Annotated in this window: 16 protein-coding genes; 10 read left to right on the top strand and 6 right to left on the bottom strand. The window is 72.1% G+C overall.

What is annotated here, in order from left to right; all coding sequences use genetic code 11:
- Positions 1–77: 77 nt before the first annotated feature.
- From DVH02_RS29810 to DVH02_RS29795, 4 genes are all read left to right on the top strand, one after another.
- Complete coding sequence (locus DVH02_RS29810; protein ID WP_114626966.1) at positions 78–1,124, top strand: FecCD family ABC transporter permease; 1,047 nt, start codon at positions 78–80, stop codon at positions 1,122–1,124.
- Positions 1,121–2,224 carry a FecCD family ABC transporter permease gene (locus DVH02_RS29805; protein WP_114626965.1) on the top strand — a complete coding sequence of 368 codons (1,104 nt, stop codon included), beginning with the start codon at positions 1,121–1,123 and terminating at the stop codon, positions 2,222–2,224. Before DVH02_RS29810 ends, DVH02_RS29805 begins: the two co-directional genes overlap by 4 nt.
- The gene (locus DVH02_RS29800) at positions 2,221–3,042 is read left to right on the top strand and encodes an ABC transporter ATP-binding protein (protein ID WP_114626964.1); all 822 of its coding nucleotides are present in this window, start codon (positions 2,221–2,223) and stop codon (positions 3,040–3,042) included. The genes DVH02_RS29805 and DVH02_RS29800 overlap by 4 nt, the downstream gene beginning before the upstream one ends.
- Positions 3,043–3,199: 157 nt before the next feature.
- A complete protein-coding gene (locus DVH02_RS29795) occupies positions 3,200–3,607 on the top strand; it encodes a DUF4190 domain-containing protein (protein WP_199566465.1) in 408 nt (135 codons plus the stop codon).
- 285 nt (positions 3,608–3,892) lie between these two features.
- Here DVH02_RS29795 and DVH02_RS29790 read toward each other — a convergent pair whose 3' ends face one another.
- Positions 3,893–5,365: a hypothetical protein gene (locus DVH02_RS29790; RefSeq protein WP_114626963.1), complete on the bottom strand. Its 1,473-nt coding sequence runs from the start codon at positions 5,363–5,365 to the stop codon at positions 3,893–3,895.
- 370 nt (positions 5,366–5,735) lie between these two features.
- On the opposite strand from DVH02_RS29790, the gene DVH02_RS29785 reads away from it, so the two are divergent.
- A complete protein-coding gene (locus tag DVH02_RS29785; RefSeq protein WP_114626962.1) occupies positions 5,736–8,537 on the top strand; it encodes a helicase C-terminal domain-containing protein in 2,802 nt (933 codons plus the stop codon).
- 33 nt (positions 8,538–8,570) lie between these two features.
- Here the strand turns inward: DVH02_RS29785 and DVH02_RS37025 are convergent, their stop codons facing one another.
- Both DVH02_RS37025 and DVH02_RS29775 read right to left on the bottom strand, forming a co-directional pair.
- Entirely contained in the window at positions 8,571–9,464 is an 894-nt protein-coding gene (locus DVH02_RS37025) for a VanZ family protein (protein WP_325051414.1), read from the bottom strand.
- Positions 9,454–9,813 (bottom strand): AAA family ATPase, encoded by a 360-nt coding sequence (locus tag DVH02_RS29775; protein WP_114626961.1) that lies wholly within the window; start codon positions 9,811–9,813, stop codon positions 9,454–9,456. Before DVH02_RS29775 ends, DVH02_RS37025 begins: the two co-directional genes overlap by 11 nt.
- A 237-nt stretch (positions 9,814–10,050) precedes the next feature.
- Between DVH02_RS29775 and DVH02_RS29770 the strand changes: the two genes are divergently transcribed.
- The 4 genes from DVH02_RS29770 (at position 10,051) to DVH02_RS29750 (ending at position 13,899) form a co-directional block, all read left to right on the top strand.
- Positions 10,051–11,283, top strand: coding sequence for a helix-turn-helix domain-containing protein (locus DVH02_RS29770; RefSeq protein WP_114626960.1), 1,233 nt, complete (start codon positions 10,051–10,053; stop codon positions 11,281–11,283).
- Positions 11,284–11,338: 55 nt separating this feature from the next.
- Positions 11,339–11,779: a hypothetical protein gene (locus DVH02_RS29765; RefSeq protein WP_114626959.1), complete on the top strand. Its 441-nt coding sequence runs from the start codon at positions 11,339–11,341 to the stop codon at positions 11,777–11,779.
- 648 nt (positions 11,780–12,427) lie between these two features.
- Positions 12,428–13,543 carry a hypothetical protein gene (locus DVH02_RS29755; protein ID WP_114626958.1) on the top strand — a complete coding sequence of 372 codons (1,116 nt, stop codon included), beginning with the start codon at positions 12,428–12,430 and terminating at the stop codon, positions 13,541–13,543.
- Complete coding sequence (locus DVH02_RS29750; protein ID WP_114626957.1) at positions 13,540–13,899, top strand: ASCH domain-containing protein; 360 nt, start codon at positions 13,540–13,542, stop codon at positions 13,897–13,899. The genes DVH02_RS29755 and DVH02_RS29750 overlap by 4 nt, the downstream gene beginning before the upstream one ends.
- Positions 13,900–14,013: 114 nt before the next feature.
- Here DVH02_RS29750 and DVH02_RS37205 read toward each other — a convergent pair whose 3' ends face one another.
- Entirely contained in the window at positions 14,014–14,550 is a 537-nt protein-coding gene (locus DVH02_RS37205; protein WP_158575953.1) for a recombinase family protein, read from the bottom strand.
- Positions 14,551–14,722: 172 nt separating this feature from the next.
- On the opposite strand from DVH02_RS37205, the gene DVH02_RS29740 reads away from it, so the two are divergent.
- The gene (locus DVH02_RS29740) at positions 14,723–16,387 is read left to right on the top strand and encodes a DNA repair helicase XPB (RefSeq protein ID WP_114626955.1); all 1,665 of its coding nucleotides are present in this window, start codon (positions 14,723–14,725) and stop codon (positions 16,385–16,387) included.
- A 101-nt stretch (positions 16,388–16,488) separates the two neighbouring features.
- On the opposite strand, the gene DVH02_RS36520 is transcribed toward DVH02_RS29740, so the two are convergent.
- Positions 16,489–17,961 (bottom strand): glycosyltransferase 87 family protein, encoded by a 1,473-nt coding sequence (locus tag DVH02_RS36520; protein WP_233518538.1) that lies wholly within the window; start codon positions 17,959–17,961, stop codon positions 16,489–16,491.
- A 224-nt stretch (positions 17,962–18,185) separates the two neighbouring features.
- Positions 18,186–18,374: a hypothetical protein gene (locus tag DVH02_RS29730; protein WP_114626953.1), complete on the bottom strand. Its 189-nt coding sequence runs from the start codon at positions 18,372–18,374 to the stop codon at positions 18,186–18,188.
- Positions 18,375–18,561: the final 187 nt, after the last annotated feature.

Raw genomic sequence — 18,561 nt, 5'->3', positions numbered from 1 at the left:
CCGCTTCCCGCCTCCGCCGCTTCCCGCCTCCGCCGCTTCCCGACTCCGCCGCTTCCCGACTCCCCCGATGGGTACCGATGTCAGCCGCCGCCCCGACGACCCGCTCCCCGGGGCGGGCCACCCGGCGCACCCCCGTGGTCCGCCGGGTCGGCTGGACGGCGGCGGCCGTCGTCGCCGTCCTGCTCGCGGTCCTGCTGAGCCTCGCCGTCGGGGCCCGCGCGGTCGCGCCCTCTGCCGTCCTGGACGCCCTGCTGCGCGGCGGGCACAGCGACGACGCCGAGGTGATACGCCAACTGCGGCTGCCGCGCACGCTGATCGGGCTGATGGTGGGGGCGGCGCTCGCGCTCGCGGGCACCGCGCTCCAGGGCATCACCCGCAATCCGATCGCCGACCCCGGGATCCTCGGTATCAGCCAGGGCGCCTCGGTGGGGGTCGTGCTGGCCATCGCCTTCGCCGGGGTGCACACCCTGACCGGTTACGTCTGGTACGCGTTCGCGGGCGCGGGCATCGCCTCGGTCGCCGTGTACGCGATCGCCTCCAGCGGGCGGGGCGGCGCGACGCCCGTCAAGCTCGCCCTCGGCGGCGCCGCGATCAACGCGCTGCTGGTGTCGGTGACCCACGGGGTGCTGACGACGGACGCGGCGACGCTGGACGAGTTCCGCTTCTGGCAGGTCGGCTCGATCGCGGGCCGGGACGCCGACGTGGTCCACCAGGTCTGGCCGTTCCTGCTGATCGGCACGGTCCTGGTGATATCCGTGGCCCGGGGCCTCGACGCCCTCGCGCTCGGCGAGGACGTGGCGAAGGGCCTGGGCCAGAACGTCGCGGCCGTCCGCGTGCTCGGCGGCCTCGGCGCGACCGTGCTGACCGGGGTGGGCGTCGCCGCCGCCGGGCCGATCGCCTTCGTCGGTCTCGCCGTACCGCACATCGCCCGCGCGATCGTCGGCACCGACCACCGCTGGGTACTGCCGATGGCCGCGCTGATCGGGCCGGTGATGCTGCTCGTCTCCGACGTCGTCGGCCGGATCGTCTTCCCGCCCGGCGAGGTGCCCGCGGGCGTGATGACGGCGCTGATCGGCGTGCCGTTCCTGGTCACCCTCGTACGGCGGAAGGCGGTTCCGGCGTGACGGCCACCACTGGGGGCGCACCCGGAGTGCGGCCGGCCGGTTACGCGCGCGTCCGGGTCGGCGGCGGGCGCGGTACGTTCCTGCTGCACCGGCGGGCGGCGCTGGTGGCCGTCGGGCTCGCCGTCGCGCTCGGCGCGGTCTGCGTCGCGTACCTGAGCGTCGGCGAGAGCTTCGTACCGCCGTCCGAGGTGCTGCGGGTGCTGCTGGGGCGCGAGTCGTCCCAGGAACTCGTCGTGGGCACGCTGCGGCTGCCGCGCATGGTCGTCGGGCTGCTGGTGGGCCTCGCGTTCGGGGTCGCGGGCGGGCTGATCCAGACCGTCGCCCGCAACCCGCTGGCCAGCCCGGACATCATCGGCGTCAGCCAGGGCGCGAGCGCGCTGACGGTCGGCGCGATGACGTTCGGGATCACGTCGTTCTCCGTACTGCCCTACCTGTCCGTCGCGGGCGGCGTCGCGGCGGCGGCCCTCGTGTACGTCTTCGCCTGGCGCGGCGGGCTGCACGCCACGCGTTTCGTGCTCATCGGCATCGGCTTCGCGATCGCGCTGCGCTCGGTCACCACGCTCTTCCTGACCAAGGGCGACTATCTCGTCGCCCAGCAGGCCCAGGTGTGGATGACCGGCTCGCTCAACGGCCGGGGCTGGGACTCCGCCGCGCCGCTCGGCTGGGTGCTGCTGGCGGCTGCCCCGGCGGTGGCGTGGGCCGCGTACGCGCAGCGCACCGTGTCGATGGACGACGACACCGCGACCGCCCTCGGGGTACGGCTCGGCCGGGTGCGGCTCGGCCTGGTGGCGCTGGGGGTGGTGCTGGCCTCGGTCGCCACGGGGGCGGCCGGCCCGGTGGACTTCGTGGCGCTGCTCGCCCCGCAGATCGCCCGGCGCATGACCCGTACCGCGCAGATCCCGCTGCTGTGCTCGGCGTTGCTGGGCGCGGTGATCGTCGTACTCGCGGACCTGCTGGCCCGGCGGCTGCTGTCGCCGACGGAGCTGCCGGTGGGCGTACTGACGGCGGCGGTGGGCGCCCCGTATCTGATCTGGCTTCTCGTGCGAGGCCGGAGTATCCGCGGCGGCGCCGTGGGCACCGGCACAGGAGGCAAGGCGTGAGCAAACTGGTCGCCCGCGAGCTGACGCTCGCCTACGAGGACCGCACGGTCGTCCACGGACTGGACCTCGACATCCCCGACGGCCGGGTGTCGGTGATCGTCGGCCCGAACGCCTGCGGCAAGTCGACCACCCTGCGCGCGCTGGGACGGCTGCTCAAGCCGCGGGGCGGCTCCGTCCTGCTGGACGGTACGGAGCTGGCGCGGATCCCGACGCGGCGGATCGCCCGGTCGATCGGGCTGCTGCCCCAGTCGCCGGTCGCGCCGGAGGCGATCACGGTCGCCGACCTGGTCTCGCGCGGCCGGCAGCCGTACCAGCACTGGTGGCAGCAGTGGTCGGACGAGGACGAGCGCGCGGTGACGGAGGCGATGGCGCGTACGGACGTGACCGCGCTCGCCGACCGCCCGGTGGACGAGCTGTCGGGCGGTCAGCGCCAGCGCGTGTGGATCGCGATGGCCCTCGCGCAGGAGACGGAGCTGCTGCTCCTGGACGAGCCGACGACCTTCCTCGACATCTCCCACCAGGTGGAGGTCCTCGACCTGGTCCGCCGCCTCAACCACGAGCAGGGCCGTACGGTCGTGATCGTCCTGCACGACCTCAACCAGGCGGCCAGGTACGCGGATCACCTCGTCGCGATGAAGGCGGGGCGCATCGTGGCGGAGGGGGCGCCCGCGAAGGTGGTGACGCGGGAGCTGGTGCGGGAGGTCTTCGGCCTGGAGTCGGTGGTGATCCCCGACCCGGTGACGGGGTCGCCGCTGGTGGTGCCGGGGGCGCCGTACAGCCCGGAACGCACGGACGGCCGGGCGGTCCACAGTAGGTAGGGTCGGAGTCCGGACAACGCGGGAGGGGCGGCGTTCCGGCCCCCACCGGGCCGGGCGTCATGGGCCTTCACCTGGGTAGGTGAGGACCACGGGGGTGGTAGGCCCCTGCCCCGGAGTTGGCCGGGACATCATCGATCACAACGTCGGGGAGACCGGTATGGCATCGGCACATGGACAGAACTACGGCTACCCGGGGGCCGACCCGTACGGCGGCGGTCCGGCTCCCCGCAACGGCCTCGGCATAGCCGCGCTGGTCGTGAGTCTGATCGGGCTGGTGTTCTTCTGGACGGTCGTCGGCGGGATCGTGCTCGGTCTGCTCGCGATCGTCTTCGGCGTCATCGGCTTCCGGCGCGGCAAGCGCGGGGAGGCGACGAACGGCACGATGGCGCTGATCGGCGCGATCATCGGTGTGCTCGCGATCCTGGCGTCGGGGCTGATCATCGCGGTGGGGGTGTCGTTCTTCAAGAGCGAGGGGTTCAGCGACCTGCGGGACTGCCTGAGCAGCGCGGACACCCAGGCGGAGCAGCAGAAGTGCGAGGACGACTTCAAGGACAGCGTGGGCTGAGCCCGTTGGGCGAGGTGACCGCGTGACCGGGGGATCCGGGGCCGGGGGATCCGGGACCGGGTGACCGGGCGACCGGGGCCGTGTGACCGGGCCGGGTGCCCGGGGCCGGGGCCGGGTGACCGGGGGGATCCGAGACCGGGTGCCCGGGGCTGCGGCCCTGGGCACCCGTTTCTTCGGGGGCGTCGGGGCCTCGGTCCCTGCCTCCCCTCCACTCCCCTCGGCTCGGCTCCCCTCGCCTCGGCTCGTCGTGTTTCGGCCTCGGCTCGTTGTGTGTTGTTTCGCCCGCTACCGGGGCACCCGCTTCCGCCGGGCGCGCCACACGAGATACAGCGCCGACGACACAGCCGCCGTACGGAGCACCACCGGCCAGACGCCGGTGAGCGCGTCCGCCATGCCGTCCTTGGGGATCGCCTCGCCCCAACGCTGGTCCAGGCGGCCCCAGATCCACACCAGTCCGCCCGCCGCCGCGACGCCCGGCAGGCCGAAGACCGCCCACTTGGCCTCGGCGCGCGAGAGGGTGCGGGAGGCGTACGCGAGGAGCCAGCCGCCGCCGAGCGCGAGCCACGAACCGAGGAAGGCGCCCGCGACGAGGAGCGCCGCCGCCAGCATGAGGAGCGGGTTGGACAGGCCCATGGCGGGCTTGTCCGCGCGGCGGCCCGGCAGCAGGCGCGGCAGGCGCCGACGGCTGCGGCCCGCACCATCCGTGCCGGATGCCTGGCCCGGCACGGCCTCGACGGCCTCGGCTGCCTCGACAGCTTCGGCCGTCACGGCCGTCTCGGCGAGGACCTGCCCCTTGCGCCCCTTCCGTACCTTCCGCGCCTTGCGCCCCTCATGCTCCTTGCGCCCCTCCCGCTCCTCGCGCTCCTTCTCGGCGCCGCTCTCGGAGTCCTTCTTCGGTGGCGCGTCAAGGATTTCGGGGATCTCGATGCCGCCCACGAACCCGGTGCCGTGCCCGTCGCCGAGGTCCTCGCCGTAGCCCGCGCTCCGCACCGGCTCGCTGAGCGGTCCGGCTTCGATCCGCCACCAGTCGGGGCGGGTCGGGGACGGGACCGAGGGCTTGTCCAGGCTCAGGGACCCGGACGACCGGAAGGCCGCCGGTAGCTCCGTGGACTCCGACGGCGGCTCGGGCGCCGGAGCGGGAGCGGGAGCGGCGGCCGGGGGCTCGGACGCCTCGGACAGCTCGGGCGCCTCGGACGCCTCGTCAGGAGATGCGGGAGTTACGGGAGTTACGGGAGATACGCGAGGCGCGGGAGATACCGGGGTCGGGGATACGGGCGATACAGGGGGCGCGGAGGCTGCCGGGGGTACGGGGACCATCGGCCCGGCCGGTTCCGCGACCGTCCCGGCGCCGCCGGACGTCCCGGAAGACCTCTTGCCACCGTTCCCGCCGTTGCCGCCGTTGCCGCCCTTGGCCCCTATGGCACCCATGAGTCCCTTGATCCCCAGGGACTTGGGCCGTGACCGCTGCTCCGGCACGGGCCGTACCGGAGCCGTCGGCGCCGCGCCCGCCGCGCCCTGCCCGGCCCCGTCCGTCCCTGCCGCCGCGCTCACCAGCGCCGCCGGTTCGCCCAGCCGCCCCAGGATGCGGCGCACGGCCGCCGGGCTGTCGGTCGCGTACTTGCCGCGTTGACGGTCGATCTCGTTCCGCAGCGTCGAGACGAGCCGCATCCGGTCCCCGGAGGACAGATGCTGCTGCTGAGCCGCGTCCCCGACCCGGCTCAGATAGTCGTACACGAGCCGATCGCTCTCGATCCCCACACAGTCCTCCCCGCACCAGCGCGCACCAGCGGCAATGCCGTACCGCCACCCGTGTGCCCGCCGTCACGACGGCCACTCGCACGCGATGTTCGCGGAGTCGTCCGCGTACGTCCAGTACATCCGTGCCTCACCCGGCGCCGCACCCGACCCTCACCCGGCGCCTCACCGCCGCCGCACCCGGCACCTCACCCGGCGCCGCACCCGGGCGAACCGGGGTCGTCCCGCCCTCGCCGACCCGCCCAGGGCCGCCACGGCCCGCCCCTGGCCGCCGACCCGTCGCCCCGCCCCCGCTCCTTCTCCCACTCCCCGATCGACGGACGGGCTAACGTGGAACGGATGGGGATCCGCGAAGCCCGAGCAGGAGGCGCACGTGCCTGAAGGAGTTCCAGAGGGGACCGGCAGTACGCCACCGCGCACGCTCGCGGAGGCGCTGCGCACCCGGGGCGACCGTTCGCTCACCGCCCTCCTGCGCGCCCGGCCCGATCTGCTCAGTCCCGTACCGAACGATCTCTCCCAGCTCGCGACCAGGGCCGGCACCCGCGCCTCGGTCGTCCGGGCGCTGGAGCGGCTCGACCGCTTCACGCTCCAGACGGCGGAGGCGCTGGCCGTCGCGCCCGAGCCCGCGCCGTACGACACGCTGCGCGCGCTGCTGACCGGCGACGAGGGCGACCCGCGCATCGAGGCGGCGCTGCCGGTCGCCGTGGAGACCCTGCGCGACCAGGCGCTGATCTGGGGCGAGGACGACCGGCTGCGGCTGGTGCGCACCGCCCGTGAACTCCTCGCGCCGTCCCCCACCCACCCTTCGCCCACCGGTCTCGGCCCGACCGTCGCGGAGGCCACGTCGGGCATGTCGCCGGGGCGGCTCCAGGAGATCCTGATCTCGGCCGGACTGCCCTCCACCCACGACCCGGTCTCGGCGGTCGCGTCGATCACCGCGCTGTTCACGGACCGGACGCGGATGGCGGCGCTGCTGGACACCGCGCCGATGGAGGCGCTGTCGGTGCTGGACCGGCTGGTGTGGGGGCCGCCGTACGGAGAGGTGACGGCGAGCCCCACTCCGCCGGTGCGCTGGCTGCGCGACCGGGGGCTGCTGCTGCCCGCGACCGCCCGTACGGTCGTCCTGCCGCGCGAGGCGGCGCTGCACCTGCGGGCGGGCCGCGCGCACCGCAAGCCGGAGCCGGTGGCGCCGGAGGTGGCGCCGCGAGCCGAAGCGGGCGGGGCGGGCGGCTCGTCCCGCCCGGTGGGAGCGGTGGGGTCGGCGTCCTCGGGCGGGTCGCCGCCGTCGAACCGTCCACAGGTGGTGGACAGCACGGCGGCCGGGCAGGCGTACACCGCGCTCGCCACCATCGAGGAGCTGGCCAAGGACTGGAACGAGGGCGGCCCGAACGTCCTGCGGGCCGGTGGCCTGTCCGTACGCGACCTGAAGCGGACCGCGACCGCGCTGGACGTCACCGAGCCGGTGGCCGCGTTCTGGGTCGAACTGGCCTATGCGGCAGGGCTGTTGGCGCCGGACGGGCAGACCGACGAGCGGTACGCGCCGACCCCCGCCTACGACGACTGGCAGGAGCTGCCCGCCGCCGAGCGGTGGGCCGGGCTCGCCGTCGCCTGGCTGACGGCGACGCGCACGGCCGGGCTGGTCGGCGGTCAGGACAGCAAGGGCCGCACGCTCGCCGTGCTCGGCCCCGACCTGGACCGGGGCCCGGCGCCCGAGGTGCGGCGCCGGATCCTGGAACTCCTCGCCACGCTGCCCGAGGGCACGGCCCCCGACCCGGAGTCGCTGCTCGCCCGGCTGCGCTGGGAGCGCCCGCTGCGCGGCGCGTCGGCGGGCGGGCGCCCGGACGACCTGCGCTCGCGGCTGGCGGCGTGGACGATGAACGAGGCGGAGATGCTGGGCTTCACGGGCCGGGGCGCGCTCGCGTCCCACGCCCGCGCGCTGCTGGCGGCCCCCCGGAACCCGGACCAGGCCACGGCGGGAGCCACCCAGGGCGCCACGGCAGGGGTCACTGCGGGAGCTGCTGCGGGAGCCACTACGGGTGCCACTGCGGGAGCCACACCGGGCGCGGCCCCTACGGGGAGCCCTACGGGAGGCCCTGCGGGGAGCCCTACGGGAGGCCCTACTGGGAGCCCTGCCCTGACGGGTCGCCCTACGGGTACGGGCGTCGGCAGCGCCGCCGAACTCGCCGCCGCCGGGGCGCGCGCCGCGCGGGTCCTCGCGCCGCTGCTGCCCGCGCCGCTCGATCACGTACTGCTCCAGGCCGACCTCACCGCCGTCGCCCCCGGCCCGCTGCTGCGCCCGCTCGCGGAGCTGCTCGCGATCACGGCGGACGTGGAGTCGAAGGGCGGGGCGACCGTCTACCGCTTCACGCCCGGTTCCGTACGGCGGGCCCTCGACGCCGGGCAGTCGGCCTCCGACCTGCACGATTTCCTCAAGGCCCACAGCCGTACGCCGGTACCGCAGCCGCTCGCCTATCTGATCGACGACGTGGCACGCAAACACGGCCACCTGCGGGTCGGCTCGGCGTCCGCGTACGTACGCTGCGACGACGAGGCGGTCCTCGACGAGATCCTGGCCGACAAGCGCTCCCAGGGCATGCGGCTGCGCAGGCTGGCCCCGACCGTCCTGGCCGCCCACGCGGAGGCGGCGGCGCTGCTGGACGGCTTGCGCACCATGGGGTTCGCGCCGGCTGCGGAGTCCACCGAGGGCGATGTCATGATCACCCGCGCGCTCGCCCACCGCACCCCGCCCCGTACCGCGCCCGTCCCCGTGGCCGACGGGCCGCCCACGCCGGACGCGACGCTGCTGAGCGCGGCGGTGAAGGCGATCAGGGCCGGGGACATGGCCGCGACGGTCGTCCGCAAACCGGGGCCCGAGGCCACGGTTCCGGCACCCGCGTCGGGCGCCGCCTCCCCGAGGGCGGCGGCCCTGAACGGCGCGCTGCCCCGCACCACCCCGGGCGAGACCCTCGCGACCGTGCAGGCGGCGGCCATGACGGGCTCGGCGGTCTGGATCGGCTACGTCAACGCGGACGGCGCGGCCAGCCAGCGCGTCATCGCGCCGGTACGGGTGGAGGGCGGCTACGTCACGGCGTACGACCACACGGCGGACGAGGTCCGCACGTACCCGCTGCACCGGATCACGGGCGTGGCGGAACTGGCCGACGACCCGGCCTGACCGGCGCCACGGCCCCGGCGCCGCGCCGGGGCCTCACCGCTCGCGGCTCCGCCCGAGCCGCGCCATCCGCTGGGACCACGACTCGGCGCGGCCCTGGGCACCGCCCGAGGAGGAACCGGCGGCGCCCGCCTTGGCCATGACGGGCTTCTTGCGGGCGCCCTTGACCGGGGCCTTGACCGAGCCCTTGACCGGGTCCTTCACCGGGCGCTTGGTCGGGCGCTTGGTCGAATCCCCGGCCTTGCCCGTACCTCCGGCCTTGCCCGTACCCCCGGCCCTGGCCTTGCCCGTAAGGGATTTCGGCAGAAACGCGGAGCCGCGCTTTTTCGAGGCCGTCTCCACGGGCTTCTTGTCCAGATCCCGCGCCTTCTCCTTCGCGGGCACCGCCTCCCGGGGCGCCTGCTCGTCCTCCGGCGCCTTCCTGGGCACGGCCAGCATGTGGAACCTGCGCGACACCCGCCGCCCCACCAGCAGATACGCGATCAGCGCGCCGCTCGTGTTCAGGATGACGTCGTCGACGTCGAAGGCCCGGCCCTCGATGACCGCACCCTGCGCCATCTCCACCAGCATCATCACCATCGCGGTGAGCAGCACCACACGCAGCATCCGCAGCCTGCGCGGCATCAGCAACGGGAGCAGCACTCCGAAAGGCGCTCCCATCAGCAGATTGCCGCCGATCTGCTTGCACGCCGAGAGAAACGTGTAGTCCTCCGCGTACTGCCGCAGCGAGTGCCCCACCTGAAGGTTCGAGCCCGCCATGCCGACGGACGCCGGCGACGGCGTCAACGTCAGCTCGGCCAGCACGGCGGCGAACGCCATCAGGGCGACGAACGCCACCGTCATGATCAGGATCCGCAGCACGGTCCTGCCCCACGAAATACCCCCGGGCACGGCCTTCGCAGCCCCGGTCCGTTCCGTCTCAGCGGTCATAGCCCCCTGTTGCCCCGCCGCCGCCCGGATACGCAGCATCAACAGCGAAGGAACTCGGATGCGATGCCGCGTCCCCTCTCAGCGCGAAGGGGCGGCGCGGGACGCCGCCACTCGGGTCCCATCTGCGAAACGAAGAAAGCACCGCTGTGCACATCCAGCCAAGGGCGTCAATGACATTCGACTTGCCCGAGGCATTGGTTCCGTAGATGGCCAGCACGGGGACCGTCCGGTGACCGCTCCCCGGCACCTCCGCCTCGGCCCGCTCCGGATGTCGGTCCGCCGCGATGAAGGACAGCTCCTGCTCCGCCCGGAGCGAAGCGTGATTCGTAACCTGGAAACGAAGCAGCATGACAGCCCCTCCACGCAACGGTCAGGTGCGATGCGCACACCAGCGGATAGATCCGAGCTGTGGAGTGGTTCTGCCTGGTAAGTGTCGAGACCCCGCAGGTTGCCACTTCCTGTCCTGGGCACTCCACACCCGGGCCTGCGACCTGGGTACCGTCAAGGGGAGAAGCCCTGATGGATGGAGCACGATGCCTCGCCGCCCGCTGAACTGCCGGCGCCTCACCCCTAGGGGGGCGCGCTGATGCTGGAAGAAGCCGAAGAGATCGGCCGTCGCGCACGTCGCGCTCGGCTCCGCCTCGGCATGACGCAAGCCGACCTCGCTGCAGCCCTGGGTAAGACACAGGGCTGGGTGTCCAAGATGGAACGCGGGCACATCGAACTCGACCGCGTCGGCCTGCTCAATCTGCTCGCCTCGGAACTGCACGTACACCCGAACGACCTGATTGGGCGTCCGTACAACAGCACCACCCCGGCCGAGAATCAGTGGCAGGTGTCTGCCGCCGCGATCATGCGTGAGCTGCGCCGTTACGACCTCACTCCCGTCTTCGACGGAACCCCCCGCCCAGCCGGTCAGCTGTGGCAGGAAACCACCCGCCTGCACCGCCTCCGCGACGCTGCCGCGAACGTGGCGATCGTGCAGGTGCTCCCCGACCTGTTCCGTGAGGCGCGCGCCCTGGCCGAAGTCGCCACGGGCCACGAGCAGGAAGAGGCATACGCCATCTATGCGGTGTGCTGCAAGTTCGCGCACACCGCCGCGCACGCCCTTGGGCACCCGGAACTGGTAGCCATGGCGTGCGAACGGGCCGCATGGTCAGCACGGCTGTCCGGCGACCCGGTGATGCCCGCCGTCGCCGACTGGATGCGCGTGTGGGACATGTGGGCCACGGCCGACTGGGACGACTCTGTTGCCCTGTCTGACAAGGCGATTCGCAGCGTGCAGCGGGATTACGACCGCGGTGAGCCGTTGGCCGTGCGGGCATGGGGGACACTGCAACTGCGCGCGGCAGTCTCGGCGGCGCGGGGCGGTCGTAAGGCCGAAGCGAAGGACCGGATCAAGCATGCACGGAGCGCGGCCAAGCGGATGGCTGAGGCCGCCGGCCCTCCGATCTACGACCGCCACAGTCTGACCTTCTCGCCGGGCAACGTGCAGATCCACGCGATCAGCGTGGCACTGGAGATGCATGAGCAACGTGAGGCTCTGTCGATAAACCGTCGCACGAGCAAGGAGTTGATCGAGTCGCTTCCCAACTCCCGTCAGGGCCACCACCACATGGACCTTGCCCGTGCGTGGCTGTGGGATGGGAACCGCGACAAGGCGCTGAAGGAACTGGAGAAGGCCGAGGTCATCGCGCCCCAGCTCGTCCGGAACCATCCCATCGCCCGGTCAACCCTGCGCAGCATCGTGTACGCCGAGCGGGCGAGCACTCGTGAGAAGCTGCGTCGCATGTCAGACCGCTTCCACCTCGACGGGTAGGGGTCGTATTCCTGCGATTCATATGGGGCCCCGAGCACCCACCTAGCTTCGGGGCATGGCCGATCAAACCTCGCAGCAACTCCCCGCGTCCCAGACCACTTTGAGCGCAGGTAGCCCCTTCCATCCCCGCCTTGGCGACCTCGCCATCGATCTGGCCAAGGCGGGAACGATCGGGGTCATCGTCGCCCTGCCAAGCGACAGCTCGGCGTCTTACCAGCTCCGTCCGCCTGGCGGAGGCGTGGACTGGCGCGCAAGGTCCGACGGCAGCACCCTCCGCCCCGTGCCGGTTCCGGTCACGCATGTCACGCCCGTACGGCGCGACGCTGTGTACGACCCTCGTGCGCAGCAGGCCGCCATGGCAGTCACCGTCCATTACGAGGACGGAGGCACCTGCGAGTCGTTGCTCGTCTTCACCCCTGCGCAAGTCGAGCTGTACTACAACCAGCTCGGCCGCATGATCAAGGCGAGGGAATCGGCCCAGGACCGTCGGCGGTGAGCCCGGACGTGCTGACGCTCGCCCCACCGACCTCTGCACGTGCCTTCGTGCGACCTCCTGTCGCATTCCGATGTGAAGCCGCCACCCACGACCTCAGTGGCTCCCGTGAAGTCCTGCTCGCCACCTATCGCGGCCGTTCCCCGCGCCTCGCGGCCCGGTGGCTGAGAGCGTCCGCGCACCGTTTCGCACGGCTGCTGTCCCCGGACGGCGGGGCCCTGGGCCTCCGTGACGCACCGCTCGTTCTCGCTGTGCCGGAAGTCCCGCGCCCTGATGTCGAGTTACAGGCGTGGGCGCACAGCGAGGCGGCGTACGAGCAAGCCCTTCGCGCCCTCGCGGCAGGCCGCGTCTTCGTGTTCACCGTGGCGGACTACGACGCTCGGTACTGCCTCCGCGTGTACCCGCTGCCGACTCGCCGGCCTCGTCTTCCGCAGCATCCTGCCCTGGCCGGGGGGGCTGCCCCACCCCTCCGTCAGGGCGGGCCGTCACCGACGTCCCCGCGGGCGTCCGACCCGATGACTCCCGCCCACGCGTCTCTTCCGGTTCCCCCCGGCGCGGGGGCGGGTCCACCACGCAATCGCAGCTCTACCGCTGAACGCACACCCGCCGCTCTGCGGCGCTGCCCTGCCCATCTACCGAGGGGAAGACGCGGTGACCATCTATCCCGTATCGCCGAACACCGTGCTCGCCAACGCGCTGACGAGTGCTGAGGACCTGCTGAGGCCGCACATCGCCCAGGTGGCTCCGGAGCGCATCGTGTTCGTGGTGGGAACGCAGATCAACGGAGCACCGCACGTCGGCACGTCCCTGGTTCAGTCGCTCACGTTCGCCACGGCGGCCCGGGTCCGAGACAGGTTCGGCGTACCGGCGGAAGTCCAGTTCAGCGCACTCGACAACGCTCCGTACGCCATCGTCACCGACAAGGAGACCGGTCACCGCTACCAGCGTGCCTATGCGCACGCCCTGGGCGAGGCGGGCATCGCTGACCAGGTCGACAAGTTGTACCGGCCGCTGTTCACCGCCCTGTCCGAGCGCCTGAACGTGTCGTACTCCGTCGAGACCTACAGCCAGCAGCAGGCGGGCGAGCACTTCCGCCGTACCTGGCTCCGTCTGCTGCCCCGCTTGGACGCCGCACGCTGGCACCTGTCTCCGTCGTCCGGCGTGCCACACGTTCGCGTTCCCTGCCCTCGCCCGGGATGCAGGTGGGCCGAGAAGCACGCCAAGCGGACCCACGTCCGTGACGACGGTTTTGAGCGGGCAACCATCTCGGCTATGTGCCTGCACCACGGTGAATACGAGGTGGTCATCGAACCCGCGACCGGTGGATACCTCGACCTCGCCACGCTGTACCGCAACCTCGTCAAGGAACTGGCCATCGCTGGGGCGCGCGGCACCCTGTACGTCATGGTCAAGGGCAGCGACTGGATGCCCGGCTGTCTGCTCGTCGACGGCGCCCTCCAGGCCGTGGGCCTCACTCGCGGACAGATGACCGCCCGACTCTTCTGCCCCCAGGTGGTCACGGACACGGGCGCGAAGCTGTCCAAGTCCCTCATCCGCGAGGGGCGAGTGCCCTTGCCCGACGGTGCGGCCCCGTGGATGCTCGACACCCGCGAGTGGCCAGGCTCGTTGGCAGAGTACGTCGATCGCCTCCTCGGTCTGACCGACGTGTTACTCGCCGACCCACGCCATTTCTTCCGCTCGTACTCGGCCGGTGAACTCGGCCGGCTCATGTCCACTGCAACAGCAAGGAGCGTTCCCGCCCCATGACGGAAACTGCCGCCGCGCGCGTCCGCGAACTGAACCTCTACCGCCGTTACTTCGACCTCGTCGCCGCCGGTGAGAAGACGATCGAGGTGCGGGTGAAGTACCCCCACCTCGAAGACCTGGCCGCCGGAGACGTCATCCGCTTCCGTATCAAGGGCACCGAAGAGACGTGTGACGTCCTGGTGAAGCGGGTCACGGAGTACAAGTCGTTCGAGGAACTGCTTGACGGGGAGGGCCCGGCGAACGTCAACCCGGCCTCCCCCCGCGAGCAGCAGCTCGCCAACATCCGCGATATCTACCCGGCGGAGAAGGAAGCGCTCGGCGCGCTCGCCATCGAAATCGAGCTGCCGCCCCAGTAAGCCCGCCGCACGGTCCCCGCTCCCCCGAGGGGACTGCTCGCGGCTTCCTGGCGTCCGCCGCTCGTGCCCGTGCTGCGGGCGGCGGACACCCACAAGAAGAGACCGGACGACCCCTCAGCCTGGACAGCGACCCAAGTGAGTCCTCGGACAGGACCCGCTCCACGATCCGCTTGATCGTCTTGGCCTCGTCCTCGTTGACCGCGAGGACCTTGCCCGCCCCGTTGGGGTCGGGGACGACCATGTACCCGTACGGGACCCGACCGCCGGTGTAGCGGCACTCGCGCCGCAGATGCTCGTGCGCGCTGGATACCCGCATCCGATGGTTCGGACTCCAGCTCGGCGAAGACCGCGATCACCTTCGTCCATGGCCCGGCCCATGGACGACGTGCGGTCGAGCGGCTCCGTCGCCGATGCGAGCGCAACGCTCTGGTGCTCGGCGAGTCGCATGATCTCCACGAAGTCGACCGTCGAACGCGCAAGCCGGTCGATCTTGAAGAACACGATCACGTCCAGCTCGGCGAGCCTGGTCAGGATACGTTGTAGTCCCGGCCGGTCGAGCCCACGCGAGAAACCCGAGACATCGATGTCCTCCTCGGCGACTACGACCTCCCAGCCGCGTGCCGCGCACAACGCTTCACAGGCCGCGCGCATGGCGTTCTGGCGAAGTCGTCTCGTCGGTTTCGCGCGATAGGCGAACATAGAGGGCGGCGCGCATACCCGGGTGCGCCGGCCGGGACACCCTTCCGGTGTCGAGTACGGGGCATGGCCCGTGCGGTGACAGGTGTTGTTTCTGTCATAAAGACGACCCTATCTGGAGGAATGCGTGTCCTGCCTCATCGTCCAGAGCGACAAAACGTTGCTCCTCGAAGTCGACCACGAGCAGGCCGACGCCTGCCGCCGCGCCATCGCGCCCTTCGCCGAGCTGGAGCGGGCGCCGGAGCACATCCACACCTACCGGCTCACTCCACTCGGGCTGTGGAACGCCAGGGCCGCCGGGCACGACGCGGAGCAGGTCGTCGACGCGCTGGTGGAGTTCTCGCGGTATCCGGTGCCGCACGCGCTGCTCGTCGATGTCGCGGAGACCATGGCCCGCTACGGTCGGCTCACCCTGTCCAAGCACCCCACCCACGGTCTGGTCCTGACCTCGACCGACCGGCCCGTACTGGAGGAGATCCTCCGGTCCAAGAAGGTCCAGCCGCTGGTGGGCGTCCGGATCGACCCGGACACCGTCGCCGTGCACCCGTCCGAGCGCGGTCAGATCAAGCAGACGCTCCTCAAGCTGGGCTGGCCCGCCGAGGACCTCGCGGGGTACGTGGACGGCGAGGCGCACGCCATCGAGCTGGCCGAGGACGGCTGGGCGCTGCGGCCGTACCAGAAGCAGGCCGTCGAGGGGTTCTGGCACGGCGGCTCGGGGGTCGTCGTACTGCCCTGCGGCGCGGGAAAGACGCTGGTCGGGGCGGGTGCGATGGCACAGGCCAAGGCGACCACGCTGATCCTGGTGACCAACACCGTCTCGGCCCGGCAATGGAAGCACGAGCTGGTGAAGCGGACCTCGCTGACCGAGGAGGAGATCGGGGAGTACAGCGGTACGAAGAAGGAGATCCGCCCGGTCACCATCGCCACGTACCAGGTCCTCACGACGCGCCGGAAGGGTGTCTATCCGCACCTGGAGCTGTTCGACTCCCGTGACTGGGGGCTGATCGTGTACGACGAGGTGCATCTGCTGCCCGCGCCGGTCTTCAAGTTCACCGCCGACCTCCAGGCCCGCCGCCGTCTCGGGCTGACGGCGACGCTCGTACGGGAGGACGGCCGCGAGTCGGACGTCTTCTCGCTCATCGGGCCGAAGCGGTTCGACGCGCCGTGGAAGGAGATCGAGGCGCAGGGCTACATCGCGCCCGCCGACTGCGTCGAGGTACGGGTCAACCTCACGGACAGCGAGCGTCTCGCGTACGCGACGGCCGAGACGGAGGAGAAGTACCGCTTCTGCGCGACGACGGCGACGAAGCGGAAGGTGACGGAGGCGCTCGTCCGCAAGCACGCGGGCGAGCAGACACTCGTCATCGGCCAGTACATCGACCAGCTGGACGAGCTGGGCGAGCATCTGGACGCCCCGGTCATCAAGGGCGAGACGAGCAACGCGCAGCGCGAGAAGCTCTTCGACGCGTTCCGGCAGGGCGAGCTGTCCGTGCTCGTCGTCTCGAAGGTCGCGAACTTCTCGATCGACCTGCCGGAGGCGACGGTCGCGATCCAGGTCTCGGGTACGTTCGGCTCCCGCCAGGAGGAGGCCCAGCGGCTGGGCCGGGTGCTGCGTCCGAAGGCGGACGGCCACGAGGCACGCTTCTACTCGGTCGTCGCGCGCGACACGATCGACCAGGACTTCGCGGCGCACCGCCAGCGCTTCCTCGCGGAGCAGGGGTACGCGTACCGGATCGTGGACGCGGACGAGCTGCTCGCGGGGGACCGGGACCCGGAGGGCGGAGGGGCCTGAGGAAGGTTGGGGGCTGAGGAAAGTTGGGGGCCGACGAGGCTGGCGGGTCAGACGAGGCCGAGGAGTCAGACCCGCCCGGGTGGCGGCCGGCCGCCGACCGCTCAGCCGGTGGTGGTGACCGGCGTGCTCACCCCCGTACCGGCTTCCGTCCGGGCCGCCGGAAGATACGCCCCGGCCGACGGTCCCGGGATACCCAGGTCCGCCCGCGCGCCCCTCCGCGTCCGCCACGCGACGAACGCCAGCAGCCCCAGCGCGGACAGCGCGTACAGCGAGGTCAACGGCTGCTGCCACCAGGGCAGTCGGAGGCCCGGCTCCCCTCCGTGCGGGACCATGCCGAGATGGCCGCCCACCGTCCACACCACCGCCACCACCGTGGCGGTGCGGAAGCGGCGCTCCGCGACCAGGACCGCGAGCAGCGGGACGCACCACACCCAGTGGTGGGACCAGGTGACGGGCACGACCAGCAGCGCGGTCAGCGCGGCGGCCAGCACGCCCCAGGTCTGCGACCCGGCCCTGACCACGGCCCGGCGCGCGATCCAGAGCCCGCCGACGGCCGTGAGTCCGCCGACCACCACCCACCAGCCGCCGGGCTCGGGGGCGTACGGGACACGGGCGAGCAGCCCGTACAGCGACTGGTTGCCGGGCGATCCGACGGGCCACGGCCGGTCGGCGTCGGCCAGGTCGTTGTCGTGGCCGGTCCCGGTCCCGGTGCCGGTGCCGGTTTCGATTCCCGTCCCGGCCCCGGCCCCGGTTCCGGTGCCGGTCCCGGTCCCCGCTTCGGTCCCGGTCTCGATTCCGGTCTCGAAGACGTACCGCGTCCAGAACTCGCCGCTGGCCTGCGGGAGTACGAGCAGGCCCAGCAGTACGGTGCCGACGAGGGCCGCGAGGGCGGTCAGCCCGGCCCGTACCCGCCCGGTCAGCAGCAGATGGCCGAGGAAGACGACCGGGGTCAGGGCGATTCCCGCCGCGATGCCCAGGGCGAAGCCCTTGCCGAGCGCGTACTCGGGCCGGGACAGGTCCCACAGGACCAGACAGGCGAGGGCGAGGCTGATCTGGCCGAACAGCATGGTCCGCAGGACGGGTTCGAGCCAGAGCCCACCGGCCACGGCGACGGTGAACGCGGCGAACGTACCGGTGCCGGGGACCGGTATCGGTACGCGGGCGAACGTCGGCCGGGACGACAGCGCGGCGAAGCGCCACGACAACCGGACGAGCAGGGCGAACAGCGCGGCGTTCCCGACCAGAAGCGCGATCTTGAGGGCGCCGACGGGCAGCCACGTGGTGGGGACGAAGAGGATCGCGGCGAACGGCGGATACCCGGCGGACAGCTGCCATCCGGCGGCGCCGTGCAGGCCGGTCCCGTAGGGGTGGGGGCCGTAGGGTCCGGTCCCGTAGGGGGCGGGTCCGTACAGGTCGGGCCCGTACAGGTCGGGCCCGTAGGGGTTCGGCACATGGCGCGCCGTGCCGGGGGCGTCCGTGCCGTGGGGGTCCGTGCCGGGGACGCCTGTGCCGTAGATGTCCGTACCGCCGACGACGGCAGCTCCCTCGGCCCGGTAGACGAGCGCGTCGGCCATGGGAACGTGCCCGGCGACGCAGAGCGTGGCGAGCGCGGCCAGCGACAGAGCGAGCAGCCCCACTGCGGTGAGTGAGCGAAGCGTCACAGTCCGGTAGGTCACGGCCGCGACCCTAGTGGATCCGGAGGTGACGACCGGACGCGTCAGGCGTCAATCACCCGCGTCAAGAGGGCCAATGGGCCGGGCACGGGCCCTTACGGGCTGCCGTGGGTCGTCACGGGTCGTCAACGGCGCTTGATACCCGCCTCCTCCCGGTACTCCCCCATGACGGCCACGCTGAACGCGGTGGACAGGAAGACCCGGACAGCGCGCATCGCGCCGCCGACGGAGTGGGCGGGGCGTGCGGGCGAGTCCGTGGCGGCGGGGCCGGGGACGGGGGCGGCGGACGCGGGGGTGAAGGTCGCTGTGGTCATGTATCCATGGTGGTTTCCGAGGCTGTGCGAGACATCGCTCTGGGGTGGGAACCTCGTATGAGGCCGTGTCATCCTCCGGGGCGAGGAGGTCCCCTACGTGGAGGACAAGGGGGTACGGTCCGGCAGACGGAGAGAGCACGGAGATCTCGGACGGGAAGCACGGGAAGCACGGGAAGCACGGCACAGG

Origin of the sequence: Streptomyces corynorhini, assembly GCF_003346515.1 — a bacterium.
GTDB classification, from domain to species: domain Bacteria; phylum Actinomycetota; class Actinomycetes; order Streptomycetales; family Streptomycetaceae; genus Streptomyces; species Streptomyces corynorhini.
Note: the sequence above shows the minus strand (reverse complement) of the source record. Positions and strands in the feature narration are given on the sequence as shown.

Bases quoted from the DNA above. Each gene is read 5' to 3' on its own strand.
- DVH02_RS29810 (WP_114626966.1), top strand. From the start codon at position 78: ATGTCAGCCGCCGCCCCGACGACCCGCTCCCCGGGGCGGGCCACCCGG.
- DVH02_RS29795 (WP_199566465.1), top strand. From the start codon at position 3,200: ATGGCATCGGCACATGGACAGAACTACGGCTACCCGGGGGCCGACCCG.
- DVH02_RS37025 (WP_325051414.1), bottom strand. From the start codon at position 9,464: ATGACCGCTGAGACGGAACGGACCGGGGCTGCGAAGGCCGTGCCCGGG.
- DVH02_RS29775 (WP_114626961.1), bottom strand. From the start codon at position 9,813: ATGCTGCTTCGTTTCCAGGTTACGAATCACGCTTCGCTCCGGGCGGAG.
- DVH02_RS29770 (WP_114626960.1), top strand. From the start codon at position 10,051: ATGCTGGAAGAAGCCGAAGAGATCGGCCGTCGCGCACGTCGCGCTCGG.
- DVH02_RS29765 (WP_114626959.1), top strand. From the start codon at position 11,339: ATGGCCGATCAAACCTCGCAGCAACTCCCCGCGTCCCAGACCACTTTG.
- DVH02_RS29750 (WP_114626957.1), top strand. From the start codon at position 13,540: ATGACGGAAACTGCCGCCGCGCGCGTCCGCGAACTGAACCTCTACCGC.
- DVH02_RS37205 (WP_158575953.1), bottom strand. From the start codon at position 14,550: ATGCGCGCGGCCTGTGAAGCGTTGTGCGCGGCACGCGGCTGGGAGGTC.
- DVH02_RS36520 (WP_233518538.1), bottom strand. From the start codon at position 17,961: ATGGCCGACGCGCTCGTCTACCGGGCCGAGGGAGCTGCCGTCGTCGGC.
- DVH02_RS29730 (WP_114626953.1), bottom strand. From the start codon at position 18,374: ATGACCACAGCGACCTTCACCCCCGCGTCCGCCGCCCCCGTCCCCGGC.